This window comes from Amycolatopsis rifamycinica (assembly GCF_000695625.1).
GTDB lineage: Bacteria > Actinomycetota > Actinomycetes > Mycobacteriales > Pseudonocardiaceae > Amycolatopsis > Amycolatopsis rifamycinica.
Genome location: NZ_JMQI01000079.1, coordinates 1 through 26,297 on the forward strand (window position 1 = coordinate 1; position 26,297 = coordinate 26,297).

A 26,297-nucleotide genomic window follows, 5' to 3' on the forward strand; every position below is an offset into this window, starting at 1 on the left:
GTACCGGCAGGTCGTGGCCGCCTACCCCGGCGAGCGCGCGGTGATGGTCGCGGCGCACGACTGGGACGTCGCGGGCGCCCAGGCGGCGGGGCTCGAGACGGCGTTGCTCACCCGTCCCGGGGTCCACCCGCTGCCCGGCTCGCCCGCGCCCACCTACAGCGCGTCGACCCTGCCGGAGCTGGCCGAGCTCCTCTAGTCCGCGATCCGGACCAGCATCTTGCCGGTGTTGGCGCCCGACAGCAGGCCGAGGAAGGCTTCCGGCGCGTTGCGGATGCCGTCGACGAAGGTCTCCGAGTACTTGATCTCGCCGGAGTTCACCAGCGGCGCGACCTCGGTGACGAACTGCTGCTGCAGGTGCCAGTGGTCGATCACCAGCAGGCCGCGGATGGTGAGCCGCTTGGCGATGACCTGCGCGAGGTTGCGCGGCGCCGGCGTCGGCTCGGTCGCGTTGTACTGGGAGATCATCCCGCAGATGGCGATCCGGCCGTGCAGGGTGATGGCGTCGATCGCCGCCTCGAGGTGCTCGCCGCCGACGTTGTCGAAGTAGACGTCGATGCCCTCGGGGGCCGCCTCGTGCAGCTGCTCGGCGACCGGGCCGTCCTTGTAGTTGAAGGCCGCGTCGAAGCCGAGGTCGTCGACCAGGTGGCGGACCTTCTCCGCCGAACCCGCCGAGCCGATGACGCGCTTGGCGCCCTTCAGCTTCGCGAGCTGCCCGACCAGCGAGCCGACCGCACCGGCCGCGCCGGAGACGAACACGGTGTCGCCCGCCTTGAACTCGGCCGACTCCAGGAGGCCCGCGTACGCGGTCAGGCCCGGCATGCCGAGCACGCCCAGGTACGTCGACAGGGGCGCGGCGGCGCCGTCGACCTTGACGTACCGGCCCGCGTCGAGCACGGCGTGCGTGCGCCAGCCCGCCTGGTGCAGCACGTGGTCGCCGGGCTTGACGTCGTCCACGTGGGACTCGACGACCTCGCCGACCGCGCCTCCGGACATGACCTCGCCGACCTTGAACGGCGGCGCGTAGGACTTGACGTCCCGCATGCGGCCGCGCATCGCCGGGTCGACGCTCATGATCAGGTTGCGCACCAGGATCTGGCCGTCACCCGCCGTCGGCACCTCGGTGTCGACGATCTCGAAGTTGTCGTGCGTCGGAACGCCTTCCGGACGCGAGGCCAGCCGGATTTCGGTCGCCGTGCTCATCGTCGGATCTCCTCCAATGGTCGAAGCGGGGCATACGCCCCGGATTCCCCCTGGTGTAACCGGCTAACCGGGGCGCAGATTCCGATTGTGACGAGCTACACGATCTCGGCGAGCTTCCCGAGCACGCCGTCGTAGATCTTCTTCAGCCCGCCGGGCGCGAAGGTCTTCTCGAAGAAGCCACCGATACCACCCGCACCGTCCCACGTGGTCTCGATCTTCACCAAGCTGCGGTCACCCACCCCAGTGACCGTCCACGTGGTGACCATGCTCGAGTTGGCGTCGGTCTCGACGAGCGTCCCCGGCCGCGGCTCGGTGACCGTCGCCTTGACGTCGCGCACGCGCTTGGAGGTCGCCTGCAGCTTCCAGCCGGCCTTGGTCCCGGCGCCGACGCCGCCCTCGGTCACCTGGTAGTCGCGGTAGTGCTCGGTGAGCAGCTTCGGCCGCGTCTCGGCGTAGTCGGCGACGAGCGCGCGGACCTTGTCGGCCGGGGCGTCGATGGTGCGCTCCGCGGTGGCCGTGACCTTTCCCATTTCACTCCTTCTCCGGCGTACAGATCAGGGTCCACGATTCCACTGCGCCGCGCACCGCCGACGGGCGGTTAGGCTGCCTGGCATGGGTTCGGGAGGGCACCGCCGGTCGACCGTGGCGGTGAAGGACGCGCTGCGGGAGCTGCGCAACCAGCTCGCGCTGCTGAACCACCAGGTCAGCGCCCAGCTGGCGCTCAAGGACGTCGACCTGGACTGCCTGGAGCTGATCGCCCGGCACGGCCCGCTCAGCCCGAGCGCGCTGGCCCGCCGGGCCGGGCTGCACCCGGCGACGATGACCGGCATCCTCGACCGGCTGCAGAAGGGCGGCTGGATCGTCCGGGAACGCGATCCCGAGGCGGCCGACCGGCGTTCGGTGGCGGTGCGCGCGGTCCGCGGCCGCACCGGGGAGCTGTTCCGGCTCTACGCGGGGATGAACACCGCGATGGACGAGCTCTGCGCTGGTTACAGCGAGCACGAGCTGGCCCTGATCGCCGGGTTCCTGCGCCGCGCGACGTCGGCGGGACAGGACGCGACCGGAGCGCTGACCGGGGGCTGAGCAGCGGTTCCTGTGCTGTACTCGGGGCATGTGGCAGTCAGGCGACGCTTACGAGGCCTACATCGGACGGTGGAGCCGCCGGATCGCGGAGACGTTCGTCCGGCGGCTCGGCGCCCCGGCGAGCCGGCGCTGGCTCGACGTCGGCTGCGGCACGGGCGCGCTGACCTCGGCGGTGCTGGCGGCGGCCGACCCCGCCGAAGTCGTCGGCGCCGACCCGTCCGAGGGGTTCCTGAAGACGGCTCGGGCGGCCGTGACCGATCCGCGGGTGACGTTCACGCTCGCCGATGCGCGTTCGCTGCCGTTCCCGGACGCCCGGTTCGACGTGGTGGTGTCCGGCCTGGTCCTGAACTTCGTCCCCGAGCCGGCCCGCGCGGCGGCGGAGATCGCGCGGGTGACCGTCCCCGGCGGGCGGGCCGCCGCCTACCTGTGGGACCTCGCCGAGGGCATGGAGCTGATCCGCCGCTTCTGGGACGCGGCCGCCGAGTTCGACCCCGCGGCGGCCGCCGAGCTCGACGAGGGCCGCCGGTTCCCGCTGTGCCACCCCGAGCCGCTCGGCCGGTTGTGGACCGACGCGGGCTTCTCCGCGGTGTCCGTCGGCGAGATCACGATCCCGACGGTGTTCGCGGACTTCGACGACTACTGGCAGCCGTTCCTCGGCGCGCAGGGCCCGGCGCCGTCGTACCTGGCCACGCTGCCGGAAGCGGACCGCGACCGGATCCGCGAGCTGCTGCGCGGCCGCCTGCCCGCGAACCCGGACGGCTCGATCCCGCTGACGGCCCGGGCGTGGGTCGTCAGCGGGACCGCGTAGCTCAGAGCCCGGCCTGGCCCAGCCAGTCCTTCGCGACGTCCTCGGCTCGTTCGCCGTCGGAGTCGACGCGCTTGTTGAGGTCCCGCATGACGTCGGTCGTCAGCTTCGCGCTGACCGCGTTCACGGCGTTGGCGAAGTCGGCGCCGCGCTCGTCGAGCACCTTCTTGTTCACCGCGGGCACGACGTTTTCGGTCGGCACGATGTTCTGGTCATCCTTGAGCACCGTGTAGGCCGGGTCACCGGTCAGCGGGCTGACCGAGTCGACCGGGATGACCGTGACGGCCCCGGACTTCAGCTGCTGGACGCGCGGACCGGCTTCCTGGATGGTCTGGAAGCTGATGTTGGTCAGCTGGTAGACGTCCTTGAAGCCCTTGAAGCACGGAAGGCGCTTCTCGCACTCCGGCGGGCCGGCCATGACGACCTTGTCGAGCTTCTTCAGGTCGCTGATCGACGCGATGCCCTTTTCCTTGGCCAGGTCGGACTTGATGATGTAGGTGTTCTTGTCCTCGGCGGCCGCGAAGTTCAGCAGCGCGACGCCGCTGGGCTCGAACAGCTTCGCCAGCTGCTCGTGCTCCTCCTGTGCGGTCTTGCCGGCCTCCTTGCCGAAGCCGGTGGTGATCGCGGCCCCCTGGTACTCCGGGATGAACTGCAGCTCACCGGACTTCAGCGACGGGTAGATCAGCTCCCGCGAGCCGAGGTTCAGCTTGCGGGTCACCGGGTAGCCCTTGGCTTCCAGCGCCTGCGCGTAGATCTCGGCGAGGATCTGGCTGTCGGTGAAGTTGAAGGACGCGACGACGATCGGCGCGCCACCCTTGCCCTGCGCGGCGGGCTTGTCACCGCTGTCGCTGCCGCCACAGGCGGCCAAACCGAGCGTCGCCGCGACGGCCACCGCCACCACGGACGCGTTCCGGAACCAGCGCACGAATCCCACTCCCTCGTCACTCGAACAGACGCAAGGGACCCTAGCTCCGACCCCCGACAGGAATCCACATCGTGGGAGAAAGACCGCGGAATTCCCAGCCTGCGGAATTTTGCCGCCCGATCGGGGTAGGGTCGCCCGGTGCACGTGACCACGGTGACGCCGCTGGCCGCCGACAGCGGGCCCCCGCTCTTCCAGTGGAAGTGGGTGGACCGCAACGCCGACGCCATCGTCCAGCGCCTCGTCGAGCACATCTCGCTGACCGGCGCCGCGCTCGGCATCGGCCTGGTGGTGTCGATCGGGCTCGCCGTGGTCTCGCTGCGGTACCGCTGGTCGTACCCGGTGATCCTCGGCACGACGGGCGCGTTGTACGTGATCCCGAGCCTGGGCGCGTTCGCGGTGCTGGTGCCGTTCTTCGGGCTGACGTTCGTGTCCGCGATGATCCCGCTCGCGACGTACACGCTGCTGATCCTGGTCCGCAACATCGTCACCGGCGTCGACCAGGTGCCGAACGAGGTCCGCGAGGCCGCGGTCGGCATGGGGTACACGCGCGGCAGGCTGCTCTGGCAGATCGAGCTGCCCCTCGCCCTGCCGGTGGTGATCGCCGGCCTGCGGGTCGCGGCGGTGACGACGATCGGCCTGGTGACGGTCACCTCGATGCTCGGCCTCGGCGGCCTGGGTTACTTCATCCGCGGGGGCATCCAGACGCCGATCCCCAACCCGACGATGATCATCGTCGGCGTGGGCCTGTCGGTCGTCCTGGCGGTGGTGGTCGATCTCGTCCTCTGGCTCGGCGAGCGCGTGCTGGCGCCCTGGTCGCGGAAGGTGCGGGCGCGATGAGCTTCCTCGACCAGCTGAACGCGTGGCTCGCGGAGCCGAACCGCTGGAGCTGGACCGACAAGGCCGGCGTCCCGTACCGCACGCTGGAGCACCTCAGGTTTTCCCTCCTCGCACTGGCGATCGCGGCGCTGCTGACCATCCCGGCGGCGCTGTGGCTGGCCCACTACCGCCGCGGCGCGTTCCTCGCGAGCAGCGCGGTGAACATCGGCCGGGCGATCCCCAGTTTCGGGCTCATCATCCTGTTCTGGTTCCTGGCCAGCCGCTGGGAGCTGGACACGACGTTCTGGCCGTTGCTGCTGGCCCTGGTCGCGCTGGCGATGCCCCCGTTGTTCACGAACACGTACGCGGGCGTGGTGACGCTGGAGCAGGAGACGGTCGACGCCGCCCGCGGAACGGGGTTCCGCGAGTGGCAGATCATGCTGCGCCTCGAGCTCCCCTTGGCGTCCCCGGTGATCCTGGCGGGCGCCCGGGTGGCGTTCCTCCAGCTGATCGCCACGGTGGCGATCGGAGCCATCGTCAACGACGGCGGCGGCCTCGGCCGCTACATAGTCGACGGCTTCGCGGTCGGCGCCCAGGGTTACGGAGCGATCTTCGCGGGCGGCCTGGCCGCGGTGGTCCTGGCCCTGCTGTGCGACGGCGCGTTCGCCTTGATCACCCGCGCGGCGACACCCCGCGGCCTCGCCCTGCAGAACGCCCGCCGCGACTGAGTCCACACAGGACCGCCGCCCACCGATCCGGCGGCGATCCCGGGCAAGCTTGGGTGGCTCGTTGCGTCAGGGCTTTTCGAAGTGCTGGTAGTCGATCGGGGTGTCCCAGGAGCCGCCCCAGGTCCAGCCGCGGGTGGTGAAGGCCTGCTCGGCGACGTCGCCGGTGTGGATCATGCCGGGCGAGTTCTGGGTCCGGTCGGCGTAGGGGGCGCCGTTGGGCGGGTAGACGGTGCCGCTGCCGGAGATGTACGGGTTCTGCACGGTGTTGACGTCGATGGCGCGGCCGTAGGAGTGGTTGGACCAGGCGGTTCCGCCGGTGATGGCCCGGCAGTTGAAGGCGGAGGTGTTGTTCGCGGCCATGGAGGCGTCGTCGTCGGAGTTGTATTTTTCGACGGTTTCCATCCGTTCGATGGGGAACCGCCCGAAGTAGAGGTCGGCGAAGACGCGGGCGACTTCGGTTGCCCGGTCGGCGTGGACGACCAGTTCGCCCCGGTGCACGGCGCCGTCGAAGCCGAGGAAGCTCAGGTTGACCAGCCGCAACTGGTCGGGACCGACGGGGCATCCTTCGTGCCAGCTGTTGCCCAGCCGTTCGGCGGTGACGGGTTTGATGACGGCGACGTAGGCGGGCAGCCCGCTCCCGGCCGGCGCGGCGAGTTCCACGGTCTGCGGGCCGGTGGCCGCCGGGGCCGCCGGGGCCGGCGCGGCCACGGCCAGGACCGCGGACAGCGTGAACGTGACGATGGCAAGAACTCTGGTTCTCAGTTTCATGATCACCCCACGCCTGACCCCGGCAACCGGCTGATCCGACGTCGGATACACCACAGCGGAGCAACCTCGCGCACACCGGCGAACGTCACCGCCGTCCGGCCGCCCCGAACGCGGTCAGAACGCGCCGACCAGGATCAGCACGCCCAGCGCGATCAGCACCGCCGGCAGCACCACGTGGCCCCACCGGGCAAGGACCCGGGCGACACCCGGCCGGGTCGCCAGGAACCGGCCCGCCGCGCACCAAACGGCCACGCCCACCAGGAACACCACCACGTAGCCCACCAGGCCCGCGGGCCCGGTCGCGGCGAACGCGGGAACGTACACGCCGACGTTGTCACCACCGTTGGCGAAGCACACGGCCGCGATCCCGAGCACGCCGGCCGCCGGCGGCGGCTCGTCGTCGTCCTGTTTCCACGCCCGCCAGGCCGCGCGGATGCCCAGCAGCACCGGCAGCACGCCCAGCCAGCGCACTGCGCCCGCGGGCAGCAGGCCGGCCCCGAGCGCACCCGCGACCGACACGGCCAAGATCGCCGCGAAGCCCAGGAACTGCCCCGTCACGACCTTGAGCGCACCCCGCCGTCCGGCCGCCTGGCCGAAGAACACCGCCAGCAGCACCAGATCGTCGACGTTCGTCACCGCGAACATCGCGGCCGCCCGCCCGAGCAGTCCGGCGTCCACACCCACCTCCACGGTAAAACCGCTTGGCGAAGGCCGGCGCGGCACAGCACGATTCTGCCCATGCCCGCCGTCACGCGCCGCGGCTACACCGGCCCGGCCGACCTCCGTGCCATGCAGAGCCTGGCCCAGCGAATCTGGTCGAAGGCGAGTTCGCTGCACGTCGGCGATCTCGCGTGGGGGCGGTTCCAGCACGCCGGCCGCGAAGCCGAGTGGCCGACCGCGCTGTGGGAAGCAGACGGCGAAATCGTCGCGTGGGGCTGGATTTCGCTACCCGGTGAACTGATGCTGCTCGTGGATCCGGCGCGCCCCGAGCTCGCGTCCGAGGTGCTCGCCTGGTTCGCAGACACCGCCTCCGCGGCCGAGCTCGCGGTCACCGTGCTCGACGCCGAGAAGCACGTGGCCGCCGCTCTGGAGCGGTGCGGTTACGCGCCGCAGGAGAATCCGGTTTTCCAGTCGTATATGTCTCGCCTCCTCGTCGATCTGCCCGAGCCGGTGGTGCCCGCCGGGTTCACGCTCCGCCCGGTCGGCCCGGACGACCTGGACCGGCGGGTGGCTCTCCACCGCGCGGTCTGGCACCCGTCGAGGGTGACCGGACCGAGCTACCGGACCGTCATGGCCGCCTGGCCGTACCGGGCCGAACTGGACTGGGTCGCCGAAGCACCCGACGGCCGGTTCGCCGCCCAGTGCCTGATCTGGCTCGACGAGCGCAATGCCGTCGGCGAGCTGGAGCCCGTCGGAACCTTGCCGGAGTTCCGTCGGACGGGGCTCGCCCGCGCGGTGTGCCTCGCCGCGCTGCGCGCGGCCCACCACGCCGGCGCTCGCGAAGCCGTCGTGTATCCGGTGCTCAATCATCCGAAGTCCGCAGGTGCCCTCCCTCTGTATCGCGGTCTGGGCTTCCGCCCCTATGCCCGCACCCTCACCTTCACGCGAACCCGCCGTCGTATCCCTCCTTTCCCGGGGCCCGCGTCCCCGGAGGGCGCTCAATGACGAACGTAGCGCGCCGCCCGCGCCGGACGTCCGTTTCGAGGGCCTCCGGCAGCCGGTTGTCCACATCTGGGTAAGTCTGTGGACAACTCTGCGAGGTTTCCTTTCAGAGCCTGATTTCTCTGCTGTAGCAACGAAATCTTCGGCGCACGCGATCGGGTCAAGACGGCGTTTGTCCGCATCCGGGCAGCTCTGTGGACAACTTCGGGCATTTCCCCGCCGCAGTTCCGAAATCGTCGGCGCCGCGCGATAGTGTCGAGACGGGGGGCGCCCCCGCGGGCCGGCGCGGAAAACGCCCGGCACAGATTCAGGTAAGCGTCGCCAAGTCTTCGAAGAAAGCCGCCCGGCAAGCGGCAATCAGGCGCTCGACTTCCGGCCCGAGCGCGCGGTCTTCGTCCAGCGGCGGCACCACCGACCGCACCCATCGGTAACCCGCGCGAAGTCCCGGCACACCGTCCCCGCCGGCCAGGTACCGCGCCTGGGACACCGTGATCAGCTCGCAAGCCGTGATCGCGAAAAGGTGCGCCGCCGCCGCGCGCAGCTGCTCGCCCGCCGCCGGGGCGAACGCTTGCACGTCCTCCTGGCCGGCCGAGGTGTCGATCGCGCCGAGAGTGGCCGGTGCCGCGAGCCGGCGCAGGGCGTGCAGTTCGCCGGCCGCTCGCTTGTGCAACGGCGTCAGACCCGCCCTCGGTCCCGGGTCGGCCGTGAGCTGCGGTGGCAGCCCGCTGAACCGCTCGTCCAGCACCCGATGCGTCCGCTGCACCGAAATCTCGCCGAGGTGCACCAGCGCGGCCGTCACCGCGTCCATCCGCAGTCCCAGGTCCACCGCGTGGTACGCCGTCCCCGGCACGAACGAGCCGTCGACGAAGGACGGCGAATCGCCCGGCATCGTGTCCCAGCGCCGGCGGGTGTCGTGCAAGTCGCCGTTGACGCGGGAGGCGTGCGCCAGCGCCCGCGGCACGACCCGCACCGAAAGCGGGGCCTGCACCACGCCGGGCCGCACCGGGCCGGTGCCCACCAGGCCGGTCAGCTCGTGCAGCACCCGCCGCAGATGGTCGTCGCTGCCCGCCATGACCGGGGAAAACACCTCGCGGGGCGCGCCGAGCACGTCGATCGCCATCGCCGCGGTGAGCGTCTGCAGGCCGACGAGCTGCCGGGTTTCGGTCCAACCCCGCGCAGCGTGCATCATCGCCAGCGGAGAACCCTGAAGCAGCGAAGCACCTTCTTTCGGCCCGAGCACATAAGGCGTGGCTCCCCGGGTGGCAAGCGCCGAAGCGGCCGGCACTTCGACGCCGTCCTCCAAGACCGTGCCGATGCCCAGGAACGTCTGGAACGCGTGGGAGAGCGCGATGATCTCGCCCGAGCTGCCGAGCCCGGAACGCGGGACAGCGGGTGTGAAGCCGTCGTTCACCCGGTCCACCAGGAACTGCACCAGCTCGGCGCTCACCCCCGACCACGGCCGCAGGAAGTCGCGCAGCCGGACGACGAGCAGCGCGCGGACGTCTTCGGGCGGCAACCACGGCGGCCCGCCGACGGCCCGGCCGATCAGCAGGTTCCGCTGGTGTTCGGCCTGTTGCCCGGAGTCCAGCGCGACACCCGCGAGCCGGCCCATCCCCGTGGTGACCCCGTAGACCGGCTTGTCCCGCTGCGCCAGGGCCGTCAAGACCTCTTCCCGGCGCCGCTTCAGGGCTTCTACCAGCGGTTTGTCCAGAACCAACCGTTCACTGTCAGCGAACTCGCTGTCGGAGACGATCATCGGTAGGGCAACATGGTGCCGACGCCGGAAGCCTCGGCACGGGCGAGGATCATGTTCGCCACGGCAACGTCCGTTGTGGACAGTCCGCGGTGCCAGAACAGGATCCGTTCGGCGTCGTGCTCGCGGCCGGGTTTGCCGCCCGCCACGATGTCGCCGATCTCGGCGTGGACGTTGTCCTCGGTGAGGAGGCCGGCGTTGAGCTGCGGGCGCAGGGCGCCGAACCGCGGGTTACCGGACCGCGATTCGCGCCAGTCGTCGACGACGACCTTGTCGATGTCGTCGAGCAGCGTGAGCTCGAGCGCGCTGATCGTGCCGTAGGGCACCAGGAAGGTGCCCGGCCGGAGGAATTCGCGGCGCACCAGCGCCTCGGGTTCGACCAGCCGGGAGGCCTCCACCTGGATGTCCGCGCCGTCCAGGGTCTCCTCGGCCGTGGCGCAGACGCGGACGTCCTTGCCGAGCCGCTCGGACAGCCGGCGGCCGAAGTCCTCGCGGGACTCCGGGCGCTTGCTGGTCACGCGGATCTCGGCGAAGTCGAACAAGGAGTCCAGCAGCACGACGTTCCACCAGGCGGTACCGCGGGCGCCGATGTGCCCGAGCACCCGTGCATCCGGGCGGGCCAGGTACTTCGCGCCGACGGCGGTCATCGCGCCGGTGCGGGCCTCGGTGACCATCGTGCCGTCGACGATGGCCCGCGGCATGCCGGTGTCCGGGTCCAGCAGCAGGATCAACGCCATTTCCGAAGGGAGGCCCCGTTCGAAGTTCCCCACGAAGTCACCGACGACCTTCACGCCGCTGACCTGCTTCGCGGACAGGTGGCCGCGAAGGATGTTGAAGTGACCCTTGCCGCCGTTGTCCGGCACGAGGTGTGTACGCGGCTCGAAGACGACCTGGCCGCGGCCGTGGTCGGCGAGCACGTCCTCGACCGCGCCGACGATGTCGGCGTCCGTGACACCGAGCGTGTCGATGTCGGCGCCGGTCAGGTACCGGAGCCAGACGGACGTCACCGCGCGAGGTCCTCGACGACCTCGGCGCCGGGCAGGGCGGCCAGCGCGGCGCCGGAGATCAGCAGCTTGCTGCCGCGGATCCCGCTGCCGATGACGAGCTCGGGTGCGTCGGCGACGCGGCGGTCGAGCAGGATGGGCCATTCGGCGGGCAGGCCGACCGGCGTGATGCCGCCGTACTCCATCCCGGTCAGCGAGACGGCTTCGTCCATCGGCGCGAACGACGCCTTCCGGACGTCGAGGCGGCGCTTGATGACGCCGTTGACGTCGGCGCGGGTGGTCGCGAGCACGAGCGCGGCCGCGAAGCGGACCTCGCCCGCGCGCTTGCCGGCGACGACGACGCAGTTCGCGGACGCCTCGAGCGGCGAGCCGTAGGCCTCGCAGAAGGCGGCGGTGTCGGCGAGCGACGGGTCGATCTCCGCGACGCCGACGGCGTCCGGGTCGGCGAGCGCGGCCAGGGCCTTGGCCACGGGCTCGGCGAGCAGGTCAGTACGCGTGGGGGCGGGAACGACGGTGAGGCTCCCGGCGATGGTCCAGGTCACCTCGCCAGGGTAGCTACCAGCTGGAGCCGCCGCGCTGGACCTCGATCAGCTTCGGGCGGACGTCCACGATGTAGACCAGGGTCGCGGCCATGGCGGGCACGTAGAAGATCATCCCGGGGCCCATCACCGGGAACAGCACCATGGCGAGCGTCGCGCCGCCCGTGATCAGCATCCAGATGGGCTTGGTCTTGCGGTCGGCCGCGGAGTAGGCGTCGGCACGCTGGAGCAGCGCGTGCACGAAGGCGAAGAGCCCGACCAGCGCGCTGCCCCAGTGGATGACATTGAGGATCCAGATGGCGACTAGCACATCGACAGCTTACGGCAAACCGCCCGAACGACCCCGGCCCCGCCACCGGAGGTCCGGTGACGGGGGCCGGGTGTTCACGGCGATGTCACTTGTCGGTCTTCGGCGCGGCCGGCTTCTTGGCGGCGGCACCGGTGGTGCTCGACGTGGTCGTGCGACGGGCCGGGGCGGCCGTCTTCGGGGCCGTCTTGTTCGCGACCCGGCGGCTCGCCGAGCGGGTCTCGTGGGCGACGTCGTCACCCAGCTCCTCGATGGCGTCGGCCGTGTCGCCGGCGACCTCGGTCACCTTGCGGGCCGTCTTCTCGCCGGCCGAGCGGGTGCGCTTGGTCACCTTGGCCAGCACGCCGTCGACGCGCTCGCGGACCTCGGTGGTGACGACCTCGGCCTGCCCCTGCGCGGTGACGAGGGCCTCCTCGAGCTGCTCGATGGCCTTCTTGACCTGCGGCTGCCCGGCGATCTTGTCCCACGCCTGCTCGCCCGACTCGGCCAGCTTGTTGTACAGCTTGAGCGCGGCCTCGGTGTACTCGTCGATGACCTTGCGCAGCTCGGCCGGGTCCAGCTTCCCGCGGAGGCTCTCGACGTCGGTCGGCAGCTCCTGCAGGTTCTTGCGGGCGACCTCGCCGCTCTTGGTCACGTTCTCCTTGGCCTTCGCCACGGCGTCGGTGACGGCGTGGGTCGCCAGGTTGCCGGCGCCGAGCGCGGCGAGCAGCGGGGTGCGGACCTGGTCGAGGGCGGTGGTGACGGCCTTCTTGACGTCTTCGGTGGTCTTCGGGGTGGTCATGCTGACTCCTTGGTGTTCGCGGCTGGAGCGGTGTCTGCGGTGTCTGTGGTTCCTGCGGTGCCTGCGGTCTCCGTGGCGGGAGCGGCGGCCGGCCGTGCCGCGGCGTTCTCCCGGCGGAAGGACTCGTAGACGTCGAGCAGGACCTGTTTCTGGCGTTCGGTCAGCTCGGCGTCGGCGCGGATCGCGTCGCCCACCGGCCCGCCCGTCGGCAGGTCGAGGATCCCGGCCTGCACGTACAGCGCTTCCGCCGAAATGCGCAGGCCCTTGGCGATCTGCTGCAGGATCTCCGCGCTGGGCTTGCGCACCCCGCGCTCGATCTGGCTCAGGTACGGGTTGGACACGCCGGCGAGCTTCGACAGCTGGCGCAACGAGATCTTCGCGGTGTTGCGCTGCTGGCGGATGTACTCGCCGATGTCGGAAGCGATGTCCGCGACCTTCTCCATGGGACTGCCGGATCCTGACGTCCCACCGGTATCTGCCATCCGGTCACCTCCTCGCGACACCTTCGACGGTACGCGCGAGTGCTAGCTATTGCAAGCACTCTGCTTGCAACCATCGGGTGTGACGCGCACCGCTACCGTGGTCCCATGACGCGCTCGGCCCGGCTGCGGCGACGCCTCGTCGAGCACCTCCTCGACGAGGACGTCCTGCACGCGCCGGAGTGGATCGCCGCCTTCCGCACCGTGCCCCGGCACGTCTTCCTGCCGCGGTTCTTCGTACCGGCGGGCGGGCTGTGGGCGGCGGTCGAGCGCGGCGACTCGGGCTGGCTGGAAACCGCCTACTCCCGCGACGTGCTGGTGACGCAGCTCGACGACGACCCCGGCCGCTGGGAGCTCGCCCGGCGCACCGGCCCGGTGCCGGGGACGCCGACGAGCTCGTCGAGCATGCCGTCGATCATGGCGATCATGCTCGAAGAGCTGCGGGTGCGCGACGGGCAGTGCGTGCTCGAGATCGGCACCGGCACCGGGTACAACGCCGCGCTGCTGAGCCACCGCTGCGGCGCCGGCCGGGTGTCCACAGTGGACATCGACCCGGCGATCGTCGCGACGGCGCGCGAGCGGCTGGCCGCCGCGGGGTACCGCCCGGCGTGCGCGGTGGGCGACGGCGCGCAGGGCTTTCCGGAAGGCACGTTGTTCGACCGGGTGCTGTGCACCGCTTCGGTGACGTCGATCCCGCCGGCCTGGCTGGCGCAGACCGCGCCGGGCGGGCTGATCGTGACGACGCTGAACCGCCCGATCGGCGCCGGGCTGGTCCGGCTCGTCGCCGGCGAAGACGGCACCGCGCAGGGCCGCGTCCTCGCGCGTGACGGCCGGTTCATGCCGCTGCGCGCGCACCGGCTCCCGGAGACTGGCCCGCTGCCGATGCCGTCGCGCGGCGACTGGGAGCAGACGCGGCTGCCGATGTCGGCCGTGCTCCAGCCCCGCCGCCAGTTCGAATTCTTCGCCGGGCTGGCGTTACCCGGGGTCCGCCCGGTGCGCGAAGGCGGCGACGAAGCACCGGGCGTCGCGCTGGTCCACCCGGACGGCTCGTGGGTCCGCCACCGCAAGCGCGGCGGCGCGGACGAGGTCGCCCAGGGCGGCCCGCGGGCCCTGTGGGAGCTCGCCGAGGCGGCCTTCGTCGAGTGGTGTGAGCTGGGGAAACCGGACCGCGACCGGTTCGGCGTGACGGTGACCGGCGACCGGCAGGAGTTCTGGCTCGACTCCCCGGACGGCCGCACCTGGCCGCTGGCCTGACCGCCGGGGGCACTTTCACGTGAAAGTGCCCCGCCGGGTCAGGGGAGGCGGGCGCGGATCCACTTCTCCACGTGGTCGGCCGTCGCCTCCCGGGTGACGTCCGTGGTGTCGAACAGGTCGACACCCAGCTCGGGCGCCGACTTCCGCAGCCAGTCGTTGAACTCCAGCATCTCGTCGATCCGCTGCTCGTCCCATTCCCGCCACGCCGGGCGCGCGCGCAGCCGGGCGCGCAGCGACGATGGCGAGCCCACCAGCGCCAGGTAGTGGATGTCGCTGAAGAACGCGCGCTCCGGCAGCGGCTCGAACTCCGGCGGCGCCACCGTGCCGCACAGCACGACCGGACGGCCGTTCTGGTGCAGCATCGCCGCCATCCGCAGCCAGATCGCGCGGAACTCGGCGGTGTCGTCGTGCAGGGCACGGATCCAGAGGATGTCCTGGTCCAGCACGACGACGTCGCCGCCGAAGCGGTCGGCCAGCAGCGGCCCCATCGTCGACTTGCCGGCGCCGCTCGGGCCGGTCAGCGCGAACAGCGGCAGCTTCCGGAACGGCCACTCGTGCCCGCACTTCGCGCACGTGACGACCGCGCCCGCGACGACCGGGCGATCGGCCCGGTCTCCGCAGGCCGGGCAGATCCGCAGGTCGAGCCCCACCTCAGTCGAAGAGGTTCTCGAGGAAGCTGCGCTTGCGGTGGCCGTGGCCGTACGGGCGCGGCGAATCCGAGTACCCCCGGTGCGGCCGCGGCGAGTCGGCGTAGCCCCCGCGGTAGCCCTTGGGCGAGTCCGGGTAGCCGCCGCGGTACGGGCGCGGCGAGTCGGGACGGCCGTAGTGCGCCGTCGGCGCCGGGCCTCCCTGGTACGGCGGCGGCTGCTGGCCGTAGAACGAGCTCTCCGCACCGACGATCGCCTCGAGCTCGCCGCGGTCCAGGAAGATCCCGCGGCAGCCTTCGCACTGGTCGATGTGGATGCCGTTCTTGTCGACGGTCCGCATCTGGTTCTGACACTTCGGACAAATCACACCGCAGAGCCTACGCAAAAACGCGTCAGCAGGCGCAGAGGCAGAACGGGTGCCCGACCGGATCGGCGTAGACGCGGAACGTCTTCGGGTTGTCGTCGAGCAGCTTCGCCCCCAGCCCCAGCACGCGCTCGTGGGCCGCTTCCATGTCCGTGACGTTCAGGTCCAGGTGCATCTGCTGCGGCTTCTCCGCGGACGGCCAGGCCGGCGGGCGGTAGTCGGGCACTCGCTGGAACGCGATGCCCGCGCCACCCGCGGGGTTGGCCAGCGTCGCCCAGTGCCCGTCTTCGGTCACTTCGGGCGCCTCCCACTCGAGCACCGCGCGGTAGAACTCGGCCAGCGCCACGGGGTCGGGGCAGTCGAGGGCCACCACACCCAGGGTCGGTACCGCACTCATCGTCGCTCCCTTCGATCTTGAGTAACCAGTAAAAGGATTATGTGGGTTAGCGCACCCGGGGGCAACCGCCGGCCGCCGTACACTCGGTAAGTGCACACCGACGCGTCCTTCGTGGTGGAGTTCCTCAACACGGTCAACGTCGAAGAAGGCACTGACCTGCTGGAAGATCCCGGGCAGTGGCGCGAGTGGGCGGCCGCGCACGCGCTGGCGGCCAATCCGGCCGGCGAGGCCCGCGCCGCGCGGGACGCCCTGCGCGCGGCGATCGGCGACCCGCGGCTGCCGGGTGGCAGCGTCGACGTCGGCACCCGGATCTCCCTGACCGCCGAGGGGCCGACGCTGGTCGCGGACGACGTCGTGGGCGCGGTGTTCGCGGCCTGCGCGCGGCTGGTCGTCCGCGGCGAGTGGATCCGGCTGAAGATCTGCCCCGCCGACACCTGCCTGTGGGCGTTCTACGACGAGTCGCGCAACCGTTCGCGCACCTGGTGCTCGATGCGCGTCTGCGGCAACCGCGAGAAGGCGCGGGGCTGGCGCGCCCGCGCCGCCGCCGGCTGAAGCCGCCCTCATCCGAGCGGCGGACCCTCGAACGGTTGTGGACAACTTGGGGACGAAGCACCACATATCCACGCCCTGGACCGCCCGGCCCCCACACGTTGTGGACAGCCGTTAGGCCATCACCGTGAAAAGCTGTGGATAACCCGGGGGATAACTCAGCTTCCTGTGGACAACTGGTTTAAGGGTCTCTCGGCTGTGGTATATGCAACGGCTGTCAGAACAGCAGCTCCGCGACGGCGTAGATGACCAGCCCGGCGAGCGCGCCCACCACCGTGCCGTTGATCCGGATGAACTGCAGGTCGCGGCCCACCTGGAGCTCGATCTTGCGAGAGGTCTCCTCGGCGTCCCACCGCTCGACCGTGTCGGTGATGATCGTGGTGATCTCCCGTGAGTAGTTCTTCACGAGGTACGCCGCGGCCCCCTCGACCCAGCCGTCGGCCTTCGCGCGCAGCTGGTCGTCGGTGATCAGCCGCTGCCCGAGCGAGGTGAGCCCGAGCCGGACGCGCCGGCGCAGCTCGCTCGACGGGTCCTCGGCCGCGGTCAGCAGCATCTCTTTCGCCGTGCTCCACGCCGAGCCGATCAGCCGCTGGACCTCCTCGTGGTGCACGATCTGGCCCTTGACCTGCTCGGCGCGGGCCATCACGTCCGGGTTCGTCTGCAGGTCCTGGGCGAACTCGCCGAGGAACTTGTCCAGCGCGAGCCGCATCGGGTGGTTGACGTCGGTCTTCACCGCCCACACGAAGGACAGCACCTCGCCGTAGACCTTGTCCGCGAGCATCTCGTCGACGAACTTCGGCGACCAGCTCGGCGCCCGGTCCGACACCACACGCAGCATCGTGGTGTGGTTGTCGCGCACCCACTCGTAGGCGCGGTCGCACATCAGGTCCACGAGCTTGTGGTGGGCGCCGTCGGCGAACACGCCCTGCAGGATCTTGCCCAGCGGCGGGCCCCACGGCTTGTCGATGATCCGGCGCGCGACGGCCTGCTCCATGATCGCCTGGATGTCCTCGTCGCGGAGCACCTTCACGGCCGCCCGGACGGCCGTGGCCAGCTCCGACGTCACGCGCTCGGCGTTGTCCGGCTCCGCGAGCCAGCCGCCGAGCCGACGGGCGATCTCGACGCGCTTGAGCTTGTCGCGCACGACCTCCTCGGACAGGAAGTTCGACCCGACGAAGTCGCCGAGGCTGCTGCCCAGCGCGTCCTTCTTGTTCGGGATGATCGCCGTGTGCGGGATCTTCAGCCGCAGGGGGTGCCGGAACAGGGCCGTGACGGCGAACCAGTCGGCCAGCGCGCCGACCATGCCGGCCTCGGCCGCGGCGCGCACGTACCCGACCCAGCCCGGCCAGCCGCTCGCCTGCGCCCAGCTGGTCAGCAGGAACACGAGCGTGGCGCCGAGCAGGAACGACAGCGCGACCAGCTTCATCTTGCGCAGCGCGCGCCGCTTTTCCTCTTCACCGGCCGCGCCGCCCGGTGGGTCGGCGGGCGTCACCTTCGCGGGGGTCAGTTGCTCCACATCACCATTGTCCGTGAGGATGGCTGATCGTGCGCGAACCTGCTCTCGTCCCCCGCCTCCGGCCGTTCACCTCGACCATCTTCGCCGAGATGACCGCGCTGGCCGTCAAGCACGACGCCGTCAACCTCGGCCAGGGCTTCCCGGACACCGACGGCCCGGACGGAATGCTCGAAGCGGCGAAGAACGCCCTGTTCGGCGGGGCGAACCAGTACCCGCCGGGGCCCGGGCGGCCCGAGCTGCGGGCCGCGATCGCGCGGCACCGGCTGCGCTACGGCACCGAGTACGACCCGGACACCGAGATCCTGGTCACGGCGGGCGCCACCGAGGCCATCGCGGCGGCGTTGCTGGCCCTGACCGAGCCCGGTGACGAGGTCATCGTCATCGAGCCGTACTACGACTCCTACGCCGCCGCGGTCGCGATGGCGGGCGCCGAGCGCCGGGTCGTCGGGCTGGTCGAAGGCCCGGACGGCCGGTTCGGCCTCGACGTCGACGGGCTGCGCGCCGCCGTCACGCCGCGGACCAGGGCGATCCTGGTGAACTCGCCGCACAACCCGACCGGCACCGTGTTCACCCGCGCCGAGCTGGAGGCGCTCGCCACGCTGTGCGTCGAACACGACCTCATCGCGGTCTGCGACGAGGTCTACGAGCACCTGGTCTTCGACGACGCGGAGCACGTTCCGCTGGTCACGCTGCCCGGCATGCGGCCGCGGACGGTGAGCATCTCGAGCGCGGGCAAGACGTTCAACTGCACCGGCTGGAAGATCGGCTGGGTCTGCTCGACGCCGGAGCTCGTCGCGGCGGTGAAGGCGGCGAAGCAGTTCATCACCTTCGTCTCGGGCGGGCCGCTGCAGCCGGCCGTCGCGCACGCGCTGGACCACGAGCTGCCCTGGGTCGACGGCCTGCGCGAGTCGTTGCAGGAGAAGCGCGACCGGCTATCGGCCGGGCTCGCGGACGCCGGGTTCGCCGTGCGGCCGACGGCGGGCACGTACTTCGTCTGCGTCGACGTGCGGCCGCTCGGCTTCACCGACGCCGCCGATCTGGCCTGGGAGCTGCCGGGCCGGGTGGGGGTCGCCGCGGTGCCGGTGAAGGTGTTCACCGATCACCCGGACGAGTGGAAACACCTGCTGCGTTTCGCGTTCTGCAAGCGCAACGAGGTCATCGACGAGGCCATCACCCGATTGCGCAAACTGGTCTGATCACTGCGGTCCGGCTGAGTAGACGGTTTCCCGCCCTTCCCGCGCGGCACAGCGGGCGGGGCTCCGGCCCGCCGACGTACCGGCGGCCGGCCGGGTCGCGCCGCGCGTCCACCACTTGCCAATCCGAGTTGTCACTCTCCGCGACGGCGAGGGCAGCTGTGCGCGACGGCCGCGGCGCTCTCGGCAAGGCCCGCGGCGCGGCGCTCCCCCTCGCGAGCTTCCGCCGCGCCGGACGCGCCGGAGGGGCGTCGGGCGACCTCGTCGTGATCACGGACCGCAGCCGGATCCCGGACCGGTACGTGTCCCGCGGTTTCGGCGCAGGGCAAGCGAAGCGGCGCGCGGAACCCGTTCGGCCCAGTCGCCGTCCCCCATCCCGGGCCGAATTCCGGGCACTTGCCCGAAACCGCCGGGTGCGCACCGAGCGGAGCCGCTCCGACACAAAGCGCTTCCTGGGCCGGGAAACATCAGGTCAACCGCAAAATGTGCAAATTGCAGAACTCGTCCGAATGGTGGTAACGGAGCACCCGAACGGCACTGAGAGTGATCAACTTGTCGGCCGCAGATACCTTGAGCGGGCGGGCTGCCGGGCCTGGCGGGCTGGATCGAACGCGGGAGAGATGAAAGACTTCCGACCGGTGCTAGAACGAGTGCAGCCTCGGGGGAACTGCGACCTGGCCGGAGGAAGACCCCAGCAGGAACGGGCTCGAGCGGAAATCGCGGAAGCCTCAGGCGCGGACGGTGGTGGTGGCGGTGAGCAGCACGGCGAACGCGCGCCGCGACGCTCACGTCCGGCCTGCGCCCGCCCGCGGTGAGCTCGGCGCCTCGCACGCGCGCGTACGCGTGCCGCGCCCGTGGACGGCGTCGCTGCAGCGCCCCGCCGCCAAGATCCTGGTCGCCGGCGGCCTGACCTTCGCGGGCTGGCTGCTCGGCGCCGCGCTGTCCGGCACCGCGTCGGCGGCCGACCGGCCGGCGTGCCCCGAAGCGCCCGTGGTCTCCACTGTGGACCATGTCGCCGTGGACCATGCCGCGAAGCCGCTCTGGCCCGCCGGGCACCGCAAGAGCCACCACGAGACGGACGCGGGCACCTGCTCGGTGCGGCCGAGGATCGACAGCGCCGACGCCGACGCGACCGAGACCACAAAGGACAGCTCGCCCACCGGGGAGTCCGCGGCTTCGGAAGGCTCTTCCACCGCGGAGCCGACGGCCACCGCGGTGGACACCTCGGCCACGGAAGACGCCGCAGCCACCACGCCGGACAGCTCGCCCGCCGAAAAGCCCGCGACCTCCGCGCCGGACACCTCGGCGACCGAAGACGCAGCCACCTCTCCGGAGACCTCCGCCGCCGAGAAGCCCACGGCCACCGCTCCAGACAGCTCGGCGACCGAAGACGCGACCTCCGCACCGGAGACCTCCGCCACCGAAGACGCAGCCACCTCTCCGGAGATCTCCGCCACGGAAGAGCCCGCCACCAAGGCCACCGCCACGGAGAGCGTCTCCGCCGAAGAGCCGCCGGCCAAGGCCACCTCGTCCAGCGGCAACCTGCTCGGCGGCCTCGTCGGCAGCACGCTCGGAGCCGTCACCGGAACGACCACAAAGGACACCTCCGAAGCGCCTCTCAAGGCCACTTCGTCCGGCGGCGGCCTGCTCGGCGGCCTCGTCGGCAGCGTCCTCGACGTCGTCGGCGGGACGCTCACCACCGTCACGAACACCGTCGGCGCCGTCACGGACACGCTCTCGCACACCGTGCTCGCGCCGCTCACCCAGCCGCCCGCGGGCAGCCCCGGCGCGCCCGTGCTGCTGCCCCTCGACGACCTCCTCGACCCGGTGTTCGGCGGCAGCTCGAACTCCGGCGGCGTCACCGCGACCGTCGTGCCCGGCGTGACGGCCGTCGCCACCGAGGTGCCGGCCGTGGTCCTCGAAACCGTCCCGGCCGCGGTGCCCGTCACGGCCGCGCCGCAGACCTCCCGGGTCGCCCTGCCGCACTTCGTCGTCGTCCGGTCCGCGCCGTCGCTGCCGTCGGTCCACGAGCAGCCGCGCGACTCCGGCACCCACGCCACCGGCGGTGGCGGCGATGCCCCGCCAGGCCTGCCCGGCGGCACCACCGCCCCCAGCGCGCCGGCCCCCACCGCGGCCCCGGGCCACGACGGCCCCGGCGGCGCCCGCCACGCGTTCGCCGTCCACACCGACGACGTCACCACCACGCAGCTCAAGCTGATCGGCACCAGCCGCGACCACGAAGTCGACGGCGCGGGGCGGGAAGCCGCCCTGCCCACCACCTCCCCCGACTGACCCGCGACCGGGCAGCCGGGGACAAGTGCGCCCGAATCACGACAGGTACCGCACACCGCGACGCCGTTGAGGCGTGACGTTTCCCCTGCTCCAGCAGAAAATCCGTGGCTTCTTCACGTCTCGTGACGCCGGAGCGCGTCCGACGTACCCCAGGGGCGAAACCCATGCGAACCCACCTTCTTTCCGACCGGCCGACCGCGCCCGGCCGGGTCGGATCCCGGTCCCGGCGCCGCGCTGCCCCCGCGGCGCCGGGACCCACACCTGGCGCGCTCCGGGAGCCCTTGCTCACCGCGCCGAGCGAGGACTCGCAGTACCGCGAGCGCACCTGAGCCGCCGGCTTCCCGGCATGTCGAGGGGCTGTGCCGGGAAGCCGCGGCACCCGCGAACGGGGTCACGTCCGTGAGCGGGTGTGTGGAACACGAACCGGTGCGCCGGATGCACATGAACGCCGCCCATCCCTGGGAGCGGGCTCGCATCCGGCGCACCGGTTCGTTCATGCGATGGGCGCGTCCAAGGAAGCCGGGGTGCCGCGAACGGACGCTTCGGCGGCGCTCAGCCGCCGGACCGCTTCGTCGATCCGGTCCGGCGGCAGCGAAAACGGCAGCCGGATCCAGCGCTCCAGCCCGCCGTGGACGCCGAAGCGCGAGCCCGGCGCCACCTGGACGCCGTGGCTCGCCGCCGCCACCGCCAGGCGCGAGCTCACCGGCTCCGGCATGCGGCACCACAGCGACAGGCCGCCCTCCGGCAGCGTGAACGTCCAGTCCGGCAGGTACCGGTGCACCGCCCCGGCCAGCGCGTCGCGGTAGCCGCGCAGCTCTTCGCGCCGCCGGTCCAGCACGGTTTCGTCGGCCATGAGCTCGGTCAGCACGAGCTGTTCGAACACCGGGGACCCGAGGTCGACCGCGTAGCGCGCCGAGACCAGCCGGCCGAGCAGGTCCTCCGACGCGCGGATCCAGCCGAGCCGCAGCCCGCCCCAGTGCGTCTTCGACGCCGAGCCGACGCAGATGGCCAGGTCGCCGGCGAACGCGGCCAGCGGCGGCGGCCCGTGCCGGGGGTCGTCCCCCAGGTCCAGCTCAACGAGCGTCTCGTCCACCACGACCGGCGTCCGGGCGCGGGCCAGCACGGTGCCGAGCCGGGAGCGGCCTTCGGCGTCCAGGCGCAGGCCGGTCGGGTTCTGGAAGTCGACGACGAGGTAGGCGAACCGCGGGGCCGCCTGGCGCAGCGCCGCGTCGACGCCGGCGATGTCCCAGCCGCGCGCGCCGCTCGGGTCGAGCGCCACCGGCACCGGGATCGCGTGCGCGGCGCGGATCGCCTCCAGGGCGTTCGGGTACGTCGGCTGCTCGACCAGCACCCGGTCGCCCGGCCCGGTCAGCATCCGCAGGACCAGCACGAACGCGTGGTGCGCGCCGTTGGTGACCATGATCTGCGCGGGCGTGGTCGGCAGCCCGCGTTCGGTGTACCGCCGCGCGATCCGCTCCCGCAGGCCGGGCAGGCCGCGTTCCTGGTAGCCGTGGTCACCCAGGTGGTCGGCGAGCCGGCCACGGGCCGCGTCCACCGCCGCGGCCATGCCCGCGATCGCGGGTGAAGACGCGTGGGTGAAGTCGATCGAGCCGTCGCCCACCGGCGCGAGCGGACCCCGGCGGCGCCGTCCGGGCGCGGCGATCCACGATCCCGCGCCGCGGCGGCTCGCGACGATACCGTTCTCCCGCAGCCGGTCCAGCGCCGCGCCGATCAGCGTCCGGCTGACGTCGAGCGCGTCGGCCAGCTCACGCTCGGCGGGCAACCGGGTGCCGAGCGGAAGCTGGCCGTCCAGCACCTGCAGTTCGACGGCGGCGGCCAGATCGGCGGCCCCCTGCCGGGAGCCGCCTTGGCGCCACGAGCCCAGCATGACAGCCAATCGGGGCCCCGAAATGCGTCCACCTACTGGGAGCACGGCTTCCATAAGGCCAATATCCTGGAATTGGCTATGGTTTACAAGGCCACTTCGCGGCGATAGTGAGGTCGTGGCTCAGATCGATCTCCGGCCCGTCCGGATCACCCGTGACCCCGTCCGCCGCAGCGTCCAGCTCCTGGCCGGCCTCGCCCTCTACGGCGCCAGCGTCGCCCTCGTCACCCGCGCCGGGCTCGGCCTCGAGCCGTGGAGCGTGCTGGCCGAAGGCGTGATGAAGCACACCGGCCTGACGTTCGGCACGGTCACCGGCCTCATTTCGGTCGCCGTGCTGGTGCTGTGGATCCCGCTGCGCCAGCGGCCCGGCATCGGCACCATCGCGAACGTCGTGGTCATCTCGGTCGTGGTCGACGTCGTCCGCGCGTTCCTCCCGGACCAGCACGAGCTGGGGTGGCAGATCACGCTGCTGGCCGGCGGCATCGCGCTCAACGGCGTCGCGACCGCCACCTACGTCGGCGCCCGGCTGGGCCCCGGCCCCCGCGACGGCCTGATGACCGGGCTCGCCGGGCGCACCGGCTGGTCGGTCCGGCTGGTGCGCACCGGCATCGAGGTCACCGTGGTGGCCGTCGGCTTCCTGCTCGGCGGGACGGTCGGGGTGGGCACCGTGGTGTACGCGCTGGCCATCGGCCCGCTCACCCAGGCGCTGCTGCCGCTGGTCGTGTGGCGCGAACCGCAGCGCGACGAGCAGCAGGCCGTGCACTAACCGGCCTTGCGCTGCTGCACGGCCCGGCGCAGCGTCCGGTAGTCCGCGCCGCGCCGGGCGAGGACGTCGTCGGTGCCGCGCTGCTGGGCCAGCGCCAGCAGGATGTGCTCCTGGCCGAGGTGCTTGTCGCCCAGCCGGACGGCTTCCCTCAGGCTCAGCTCCAGGGTCTTCTTCGACTGGGCGGTGAAGGGGATGTGCCCGCGCTTGGCCGGACCGAGCCGTCCGGCCAGCGCCCCCTCGCCGTGCGTCTGCTCGACGCGTTCGACGATCTGCTCGACGTCGATGCCGAACTCGGTGAGCGCCTCGGCGTCGGCGTCGCTCACGCCGCCGCGGCGGCGGGTGCGGGCCAGTTCGGCCGCGATGTCGTCGGTGGACACGCCCAGCTCGGCGAGCACCTCGACGCGGGCCTTGACCAGTCCGGCGAGCAGGTGGGCCGGCCCGATCTCCACCGAGCCGGACTCCCGCGCCACGATCTGCGCCTCGACGACCGCCATCCGCGCGTCGGCCGTGAACCTCTCGAACATCAGTGCCTCCCGTACTTCTTGTGCACGGCCTGCCGGCTGACCCCCAGCTCGGCGGCGATTTCCTGCCACGACCAGCCCTGCACCCGCGCACTGCGGACCTGCACGGCCTCCAGTTGTTCCAGCAGCCGCCGGAGCGCGGCGACCGCGCGCAGCCCCACCCGGGGATCGCGGTCACCCGCCCGGGCGGCCAAATCCGTCGCTTCCGTCATGCCTGTCAACCTACGTTGACATCACCCGGCTGTCAACTCGAGTTGACATGCCGGCGACGCCTGGGTCCGGCTGGGGGGTAAACCTGGAGTGTGTGCGTGCGAAGCGGCCAAAACGGAGGTACTCGGTGATGCGGGAGCGGGCGCCGGACGACGAGCAGCGGCGTCGTGCCGCCAAGAGGCAGGTACGCGTGTTCGCCGTGGCACTCACGTTGTTCCTCGCCGCCTTCTACTTCGTCGGCGCGGTGCTGGGGCTCTGGGCCGGATCCGGCTGGATGGCGGCACTGGGCGCGATGGTGCTCGCCATCTCCATCGCGGCGTACGCCCGCCGCGCCACCAAGTGACCTCGGCCCCCGTTCGAAGGCGACACGCTCAACGCGAAGCCCCCGCACGAGCGACGTAGAGTCGGGTGATGCCCGAGATCGTGATCGCCGAGCGGGCCGGGGTGGGCGCCGACGGCCACCCACGCCCCACCGAAGACCACGTCGTCGTGCTGGACAACGCGGTGCTCGTCCTCGACGGCGCCACCTCGTCGGATCCCTCGCAACCCCCGGGCGGCTGGTACGCCGAACGGCTGGCCCGGCGCCTCGCCGAAGACCTTCACGCGGCCCCCGAAGCCGACCTGACCGAGGTCCTGACCAGCGCGATCGCCGCCGTCACCGCGGAGCACGACCTGCGGCCGCAGCGCTCGCCGTCGAGCACGGTCGCGGCCGTGCGGTGGCTCGACGACCGCGTCGACGCGCTCGTGCTGGCCGACAGCCCGGTGGTCGGCTTCGGCGGCTTCGGCGTCGACGTCGTCTCGGACGACCGGCTGGCCCGGCTGCGCAGGCGCGGGATGCTCCAGACCGGTGCCGACGTCCGCCGCCGGCGCAACGCCCACGACGGTTTCTGGGTCGCCGAAGCCGACCCGGGCGCCGCCGCGCACGCGGTGCGGCGCGGCTGGCGGCGAGCCGACGTCGACGCCGTGCTGCTCGCCAGCGACGGTGTCTCCATCGGCGTCGACCAGTACGAGCTCTTCGACTGGCGCGAGGTCCTCGCGATCACCCGCGCCGACGGGCCCGACGCCGTGCTGGCCGCCGTCCGCGCCGCCGAGAAGCAGGATCCGGACGGCGAGCGCTGGCCCCGGCCGAAGCGGCACGACGACCAGGCGCTCGTCCTCGTCGAGTTCGAATCGGGGGTTATTCAGGGTCTTCCCTGATCACGGCGATCGCGTTTCCGGCGACGCTGGACGCATGGGGACAGAAGCGGGGAAGCGGACGAGACCGTGGCGGCTGGTCGCGCTGGGCGCGATCGGGTGGGGGCTGTTCACGGCCGTGGTGCTGCACGTGATCAGCTCGCGCAACCCGGTGTACGACACGCTGTCGAGCTACACGGTGACCGACCGCGGCGAAGGGATGCTCGCGGCGAGCGTGCTCTCGCTGGCCGTCGGGTCGCTCGCGGTGCTCGGCGCGCTGCAGGTCGCCGGCGTGCCGCTGTCGCGGACGACCCGGCTGCTGCTCGCGTTGTGGGCGCTCGGGCTGGCCACGGCCGCGATCTTCCCGGCGAGCTACCCCGAGGCGCCGGACCCGGTCAGCGGCGAGATCCACCTCTACTCGTGCCTGGTCGCGTTCTGCAGCCTGCCGGGCGCGGCGATCTCGATGCTGGAACCGCTGCGGGGCCACCCGGAACGCGCCGCGATGGTCCGGGCGATCCGGCTCACCGCGGGGGCGTTCGCGCTGTTCGCCCTGAGCTTCGTGTTCGTGCGGCTCAGCGAGGCCGGCGTCGCCCCGTTCCCCGAGGTGTCCGAGGCCTTCCCGATCGGGGTGATGCAGCGGGTGCTGCTGCTCGCCGACGTCGTGCTGCTGCTGACGCTGC

At 71.8% G+C, this 26,297-nt stretch carries 30 protein-coding genes and 2 pseudogenes; 14 read left to right on the forward strand and 18 right to left on the reverse strand.

The window, feature by feature from the left end:
* Positions 1-196 (forward strand): annotated as a pseudogene (locus DV20_RS38295) (haloacid dehalogenase); the annotation flags it as partial.
* On the opposite strand, the gene DV20_RS38300 reads toward DV20_RS38295, so the two are convergent.
* Together DV20_RS38300 and DV20_RS38305 are read right to left on the reverse strand one after the other, a co-directional pair.
* Entirely contained in the window at positions 193-1,200 is a 1,008-nt protein-coding gene (locus DV20_RS38300) for an NADP-dependent oxidoreductase (protein ID WP_043788381.1), read from the reverse strand. The pseudogene DV20_RS38295 and the gene DV20_RS38300 sit on opposite strands and share 4 nt — an antisense overlap.
* Positions 1,201-1,295: 95 nt before the next feature.
* Positions 1,296-1,730: an SRPBCC family protein gene (locus tag DV20_RS38305; RefSeq protein ID WP_043788383.1), complete on the reverse strand. Its 435-nt coding sequence runs from the start codon at positions 1,728-1,730 to the stop codon at positions 1,296-1,298.
* A gap of 82 nt (positions 1,731-1,812) precedes the next feature.
* Here DV20_RS38305 and DV20_RS38310 point away from each other — a divergent pair, with 82 nt between their 5' ends.
* Together DV20_RS38310 and DV20_RS38315 are read left to right on the forward strand one after the other, a co-directional pair.
* Entirely contained in the window at positions 1,813-2,283 is a 471-nt protein-coding gene (locus tag DV20_RS38310; RefSeq protein WP_043788384.1) for a MarR family transcriptional regulator, read from the forward strand.
* A gap of 28 nt (positions 2,284-2,311) precedes the next feature.
* Complete coding sequence (locus DV20_RS38315; protein WP_043788385.1) at positions 2,312-3,091, forward strand: class I SAM-dependent methyltransferase; 780 nt, start codon at positions 2,312-2,314, stop codon at positions 3,089-3,091.
* A 1-nt stretch (position 3,092) separates the two neighbouring features.
* Here DV20_RS38315 and DV20_RS38320 read toward each other — a convergent pair whose 3' ends face one another.
* Positions 3,093-4,013, reverse strand: coding sequence for an ABC transporter substrate-binding protein (locus DV20_RS38320; RefSeq protein ID WP_043788805.1), 921 nt, complete (start codon positions 4,011-4,013; stop codon positions 3,093-3,095).
* Between the two features lie 138 nt (positions 4,014-4,151).
* Between DV20_RS38320 and DV20_RS38325 the strand changes: the two genes are divergently transcribed.
* Positions 4,152-4,850: an ABC transporter permease gene (locus DV20_RS38325; protein WP_043788386.1), complete on the forward strand. Its 699-nt coding sequence runs from the start codon at positions 4,152-4,154 to the stop codon at positions 4,848-4,850.
* A complete protein-coding gene (locus DV20_RS38330; protein ID WP_043788388.1) occupies positions 4,847-5,557 on the forward strand; it encodes an ABC transporter permease in 711 nt (236 codons plus the stop codon). The genes DV20_RS38325 and DV20_RS38330 overlap by 4 nt, the downstream gene beginning before the upstream one ends.
* 66 nt (positions 5,558-5,623) lie before the next feature.
* Here the strand turns inward: DV20_RS38330 and DV20_RS38335 are convergent, their stop codons facing one another.
* Positions 5,624-6,325: a M15 family metallopeptidase gene (locus DV20_RS38335; protein ID WP_043788389.1), complete on the reverse strand. Its 702-nt coding sequence runs from the start codon at positions 6,323-6,325 to the stop codon at positions 5,624-5,626.
* A 114-nt stretch (positions 6,326-6,439) separates the two neighbouring features.
* On the reverse strand, positions 6,440-7,003 hold the full coding sequence (locus DV20_RS38340) for a cadmium resistance transporter (protein WP_043788390.1): 564 nt from the start codon (positions 7,001-7,003) through the stop codon (positions 6,440-6,442).
* Positions 7,004-7,063: 60 nt separating this feature from the next.
* On the opposite strand from DV20_RS38340, the gene DV20_RS45260 reads away from it, so the two are divergent.
* Positions 7,064-7,990 (forward strand): GNAT family N-acetyltransferase, encoded by a 927-nt coding sequence (locus tag DV20_RS45260; protein ID WP_043788391.1) that lies wholly within the window; start codon positions 7,064-7,066, stop codon positions 7,988-7,990.
* Between the two features lie 304 nt (positions 7,991-8,294).
* Here the strand turns inward: DV20_RS45260 and DV20_RS38350 are convergent, their stop codons facing one another.
* The 6 genes from DV20_RS38350 to DV20_RS38375 all read right to left on the reverse strand — a co-directional run bounded on the left by DV20_RS38350 (position 8,295) and on the right by DV20_RS38375 (position 12,814).
* Positions 8,295-9,743 carry an aromatic amino acid lyase gene (locus tag DV20_RS38350; protein WP_043788393.1) on the reverse strand — a complete coding sequence of 483 codons (1,449 nt, stop codon included), beginning with the start codon at positions 9,741-9,743 and terminating at the stop codon, positions 8,295-8,297.
* Positions 9,740-10,747 (reverse strand): ornithine cyclodeaminase family protein, encoded by a 1,008-nt coding sequence (locus DV20_RS38355; protein WP_043788394.1) that lies wholly within the window; start codon positions 10,745-10,747, stop codon positions 9,740-9,742. Before DV20_RS38355 ends, DV20_RS38350 begins: the two co-directional genes overlap by 4 nt.
* Positions 10,744-11,286 carry a YbaK/EbsC family protein gene (locus DV20_RS38360; RefSeq protein ID WP_043788396.1) on the reverse strand — a complete coding sequence of 181 codons (543 nt, stop codon included), beginning with the start codon at positions 11,284-11,286 and terminating at the stop codon, positions 10,744-10,746. Before DV20_RS38360 ends, DV20_RS38355 begins: the two co-directional genes overlap by 4 nt.
* A gap of 13 nt (positions 11,287-11,299) precedes the next feature.
* Positions 11,300-11,593: a DUF2516 family protein gene (locus DV20_RS38365; RefSeq protein ID WP_043788398.1), complete on the reverse strand. Its 294-nt coding sequence runs from the start codon at positions 11,591-11,593 to the stop codon at positions 11,300-11,302.
* 85 nt (positions 11,594-11,678) lie between these two features.
* Positions 11,679-12,371 (reverse strand): hypothetical protein, encoded by a 693-nt coding sequence (locus DV20_RS38370; RefSeq protein WP_043788401.1) that lies wholly within the window; start codon positions 12,369-12,371, stop codon positions 11,679-11,681.
* Positions 12,368-12,814 (reverse strand): helix-turn-helix domain-containing protein, encoded by a 447-nt coding sequence (locus tag DV20_RS38375; protein ID WP_043788403.1) that lies wholly within the window; start codon positions 12,812-12,814, stop codon positions 12,368-12,370. Before DV20_RS38375 ends, DV20_RS38370 begins: the two co-directional genes overlap by 4 nt.
* Before the next feature lie 144 nt (positions 12,815-12,958).
* On the opposite strand from DV20_RS38375, the gene DV20_RS38380 reads away from it, so the two are divergent.
* The gene (locus DV20_RS38380; RefSeq protein ID WP_043788404.1) at positions 12,959-14,104 is read left to right on the forward strand and encodes a methyltransferase domain-containing protein; all 1,146 of its coding nucleotides are present in this window, start codon (positions 12,959-12,961) and stop codon (positions 14,102-14,104) included.
* A gap of 38 nt (positions 14,105-14,142) precedes the next feature.
* Here the strand turns inward: DV20_RS38380 and DV20_RS38385 are convergent, their stop codons facing one another.
* Genes DV20_RS38385 through DV20_RS38395 form a run of 3 tightly spaced genes read right to left on the reverse strand, consistent with a single transcriptional unit; the run spans position 14,143 to position 15,512 of the window.
* Positions 14,143-14,754 (reverse strand): AAA family ATPase, encoded by a 612-nt coding sequence (locus DV20_RS38385; protein ID WP_043788406.1) that lies wholly within the window; start codon positions 14,752-14,754, stop codon positions 14,143-14,145.
* 1 nt (position 14,755) lies between these two features.
* The gene (locus DV20_RS38390; protein ID WP_084093878.1) at positions 14,756-15,136 is read right to left on the reverse strand and encodes a TFIIB-type zinc ribbon-containing protein; all 381 of its coding nucleotides are present in this window, start codon (positions 15,134-15,136) and stop codon (positions 14,756-14,758) included.
* A 7-nt stretch (positions 15,137-15,143) separates the two neighbouring features.
* Complete coding sequence (locus tag DV20_RS38395) at positions 15,144-15,512, reverse strand: VOC family protein (RefSeq protein WP_043788410.1); 369 nt, start codon at positions 15,510-15,512, stop codon at positions 15,144-15,146.
* A 90-nt stretch (positions 15,513-15,602) separates the two neighbouring features.
* Here DV20_RS38395 and DV20_RS38400 point away from each other — a divergent pair, with 90 nt between their 5' ends.
* A complete protein-coding gene (locus DV20_RS38400; protein ID WP_043788411.1) occupies positions 15,603-16,064 on the forward strand; it encodes a CGNR zinc finger domain-containing protein in 462 nt (153 codons plus the stop codon).
* A gap of 214 nt (positions 16,065-16,278) precedes the next feature.
* Here DV20_RS38400 and DV20_RS38405 read toward each other — a convergent pair whose 3' ends face one another.
* Positions 16,279-17,577, reverse strand: coding sequence for a DUF445 domain-containing protein (locus tag DV20_RS38405; protein ID WP_043788412.1), 1,299 nt, complete (start codon positions 17,575-17,577; stop codon positions 16,279-16,281).
* Between the two features lie 29 nt (positions 17,578-17,606).
* On the opposite strand from DV20_RS38405, the gene DV20_RS38410 reads away from it, so the two are divergent.
* Together DV20_RS38410 and DV20_RS44490 are read left to right on the forward strand one after the other, a co-directional pair.
* Positions 17,607-18,773: a pyridoxal phosphate-dependent aminotransferase gene (locus DV20_RS38410; RefSeq protein WP_043788413.1), complete on the forward strand. Its 1,167-nt coding sequence runs from the start codon at positions 17,607-17,609 to the stop codon at positions 18,771-18,773.
* A 750-nt stretch (positions 18,774-19,523) separates the two neighbouring features.
* Complete coding sequence (locus DV20_RS44490) at positions 19,524-21,062, forward strand: hypothetical protein (protein WP_235191119.1); 1,539 nt, start codon at positions 19,524-19,526, stop codon at positions 21,060-21,062.
* A 493-nt stretch (positions 21,063-21,555) separates the two neighbouring features.
* Here DV20_RS44490 and yczR read toward each other — a convergent pair whose 3' ends face one another.
* Positions 21,556-23,004: a MocR-like transcription factor YczR gene (gene yczR / locus DV20_RS38420; protein ID WP_051736310.1), complete on the reverse strand. Its 1,449-nt coding sequence runs from the start codon at positions 23,002-23,004 to the stop codon at positions 21,556-21,558.
* A gap of 61 nt (positions 23,005-23,065) precedes the next feature.
* Between yczR and yczE the strand changes: the two genes are divergently transcribed.
* Positions 23,066-23,713 carry a membrane protein YczE gene (yczE, locus tag DV20_RS38425; protein ID WP_043788416.1) on the forward strand — a complete coding sequence of 216 codons (648 nt, stop codon included), beginning with the start codon at positions 23,066-23,068 and terminating at the stop codon, positions 23,711-23,713.
* On the opposite strand, the gene DV20_RS38430 is transcribed toward yczE, so the two are convergent.
* Entirely contained in the window at positions 23,710-24,237 is a 528-nt protein-coding gene (locus DV20_RS38430; RefSeq protein WP_043788417.1) for a Clp protease N-terminal domain-containing protein, read from the reverse strand. The genes yczE and DV20_RS38430 overlap by 4 nt on opposite strands.
* On the reverse strand, positions 24,237-24,446 hold the full coding sequence (locus DV20_RS38435; protein ID WP_014154112.1) for a sigma factor-like helix-turn-helix DNA-binding protein: 210 nt from the start codon (positions 24,444-24,446) through the stop codon (positions 24,237-24,239). The genes DV20_RS38430 and DV20_RS38435 overlap by 1 nt, the downstream gene beginning before the upstream one ends.
* A 128-nt stretch (positions 24,447-24,574) precedes the next feature.
* Here DV20_RS38435 and DV20_RS38440 point away from each other — a divergent pair, with 128 nt between their 5' ends.
* The 3 genes and pseudogenes from DV20_RS38440 to DV20_RS44495 all read left to right on the forward strand — a co-directional run.
* The gene (locus DV20_RS38440; RefSeq protein ID WP_043788419.1) at positions 24,575-24,787 is read left to right on the forward strand and encodes a hypothetical protein; all 213 of its coding nucleotides are present in this window, start codon (positions 24,575-24,577) and stop codon (positions 24,785-24,787) included.
* Between the two features lie 68 nt (positions 24,788-24,855).
* A complete protein-coding gene (locus DV20_RS38445) occupies positions 24,856-25,641 on the forward strand; it encodes a protein phosphatase 2C domain-containing protein (protein ID WP_043788420.1) in 786 nt (261 codons plus the stop codon).
* A gap of 34 nt (positions 25,642-25,675) precedes the next feature.
* Positions 25,676-26,242 (forward strand): annotated as a pseudogene (locus DV20_RS44495) (DUF998 domain-containing protein); the annotation flags it as partial.
* Positions 26,243-26,297: the final 55 nt, after the last annotated feature.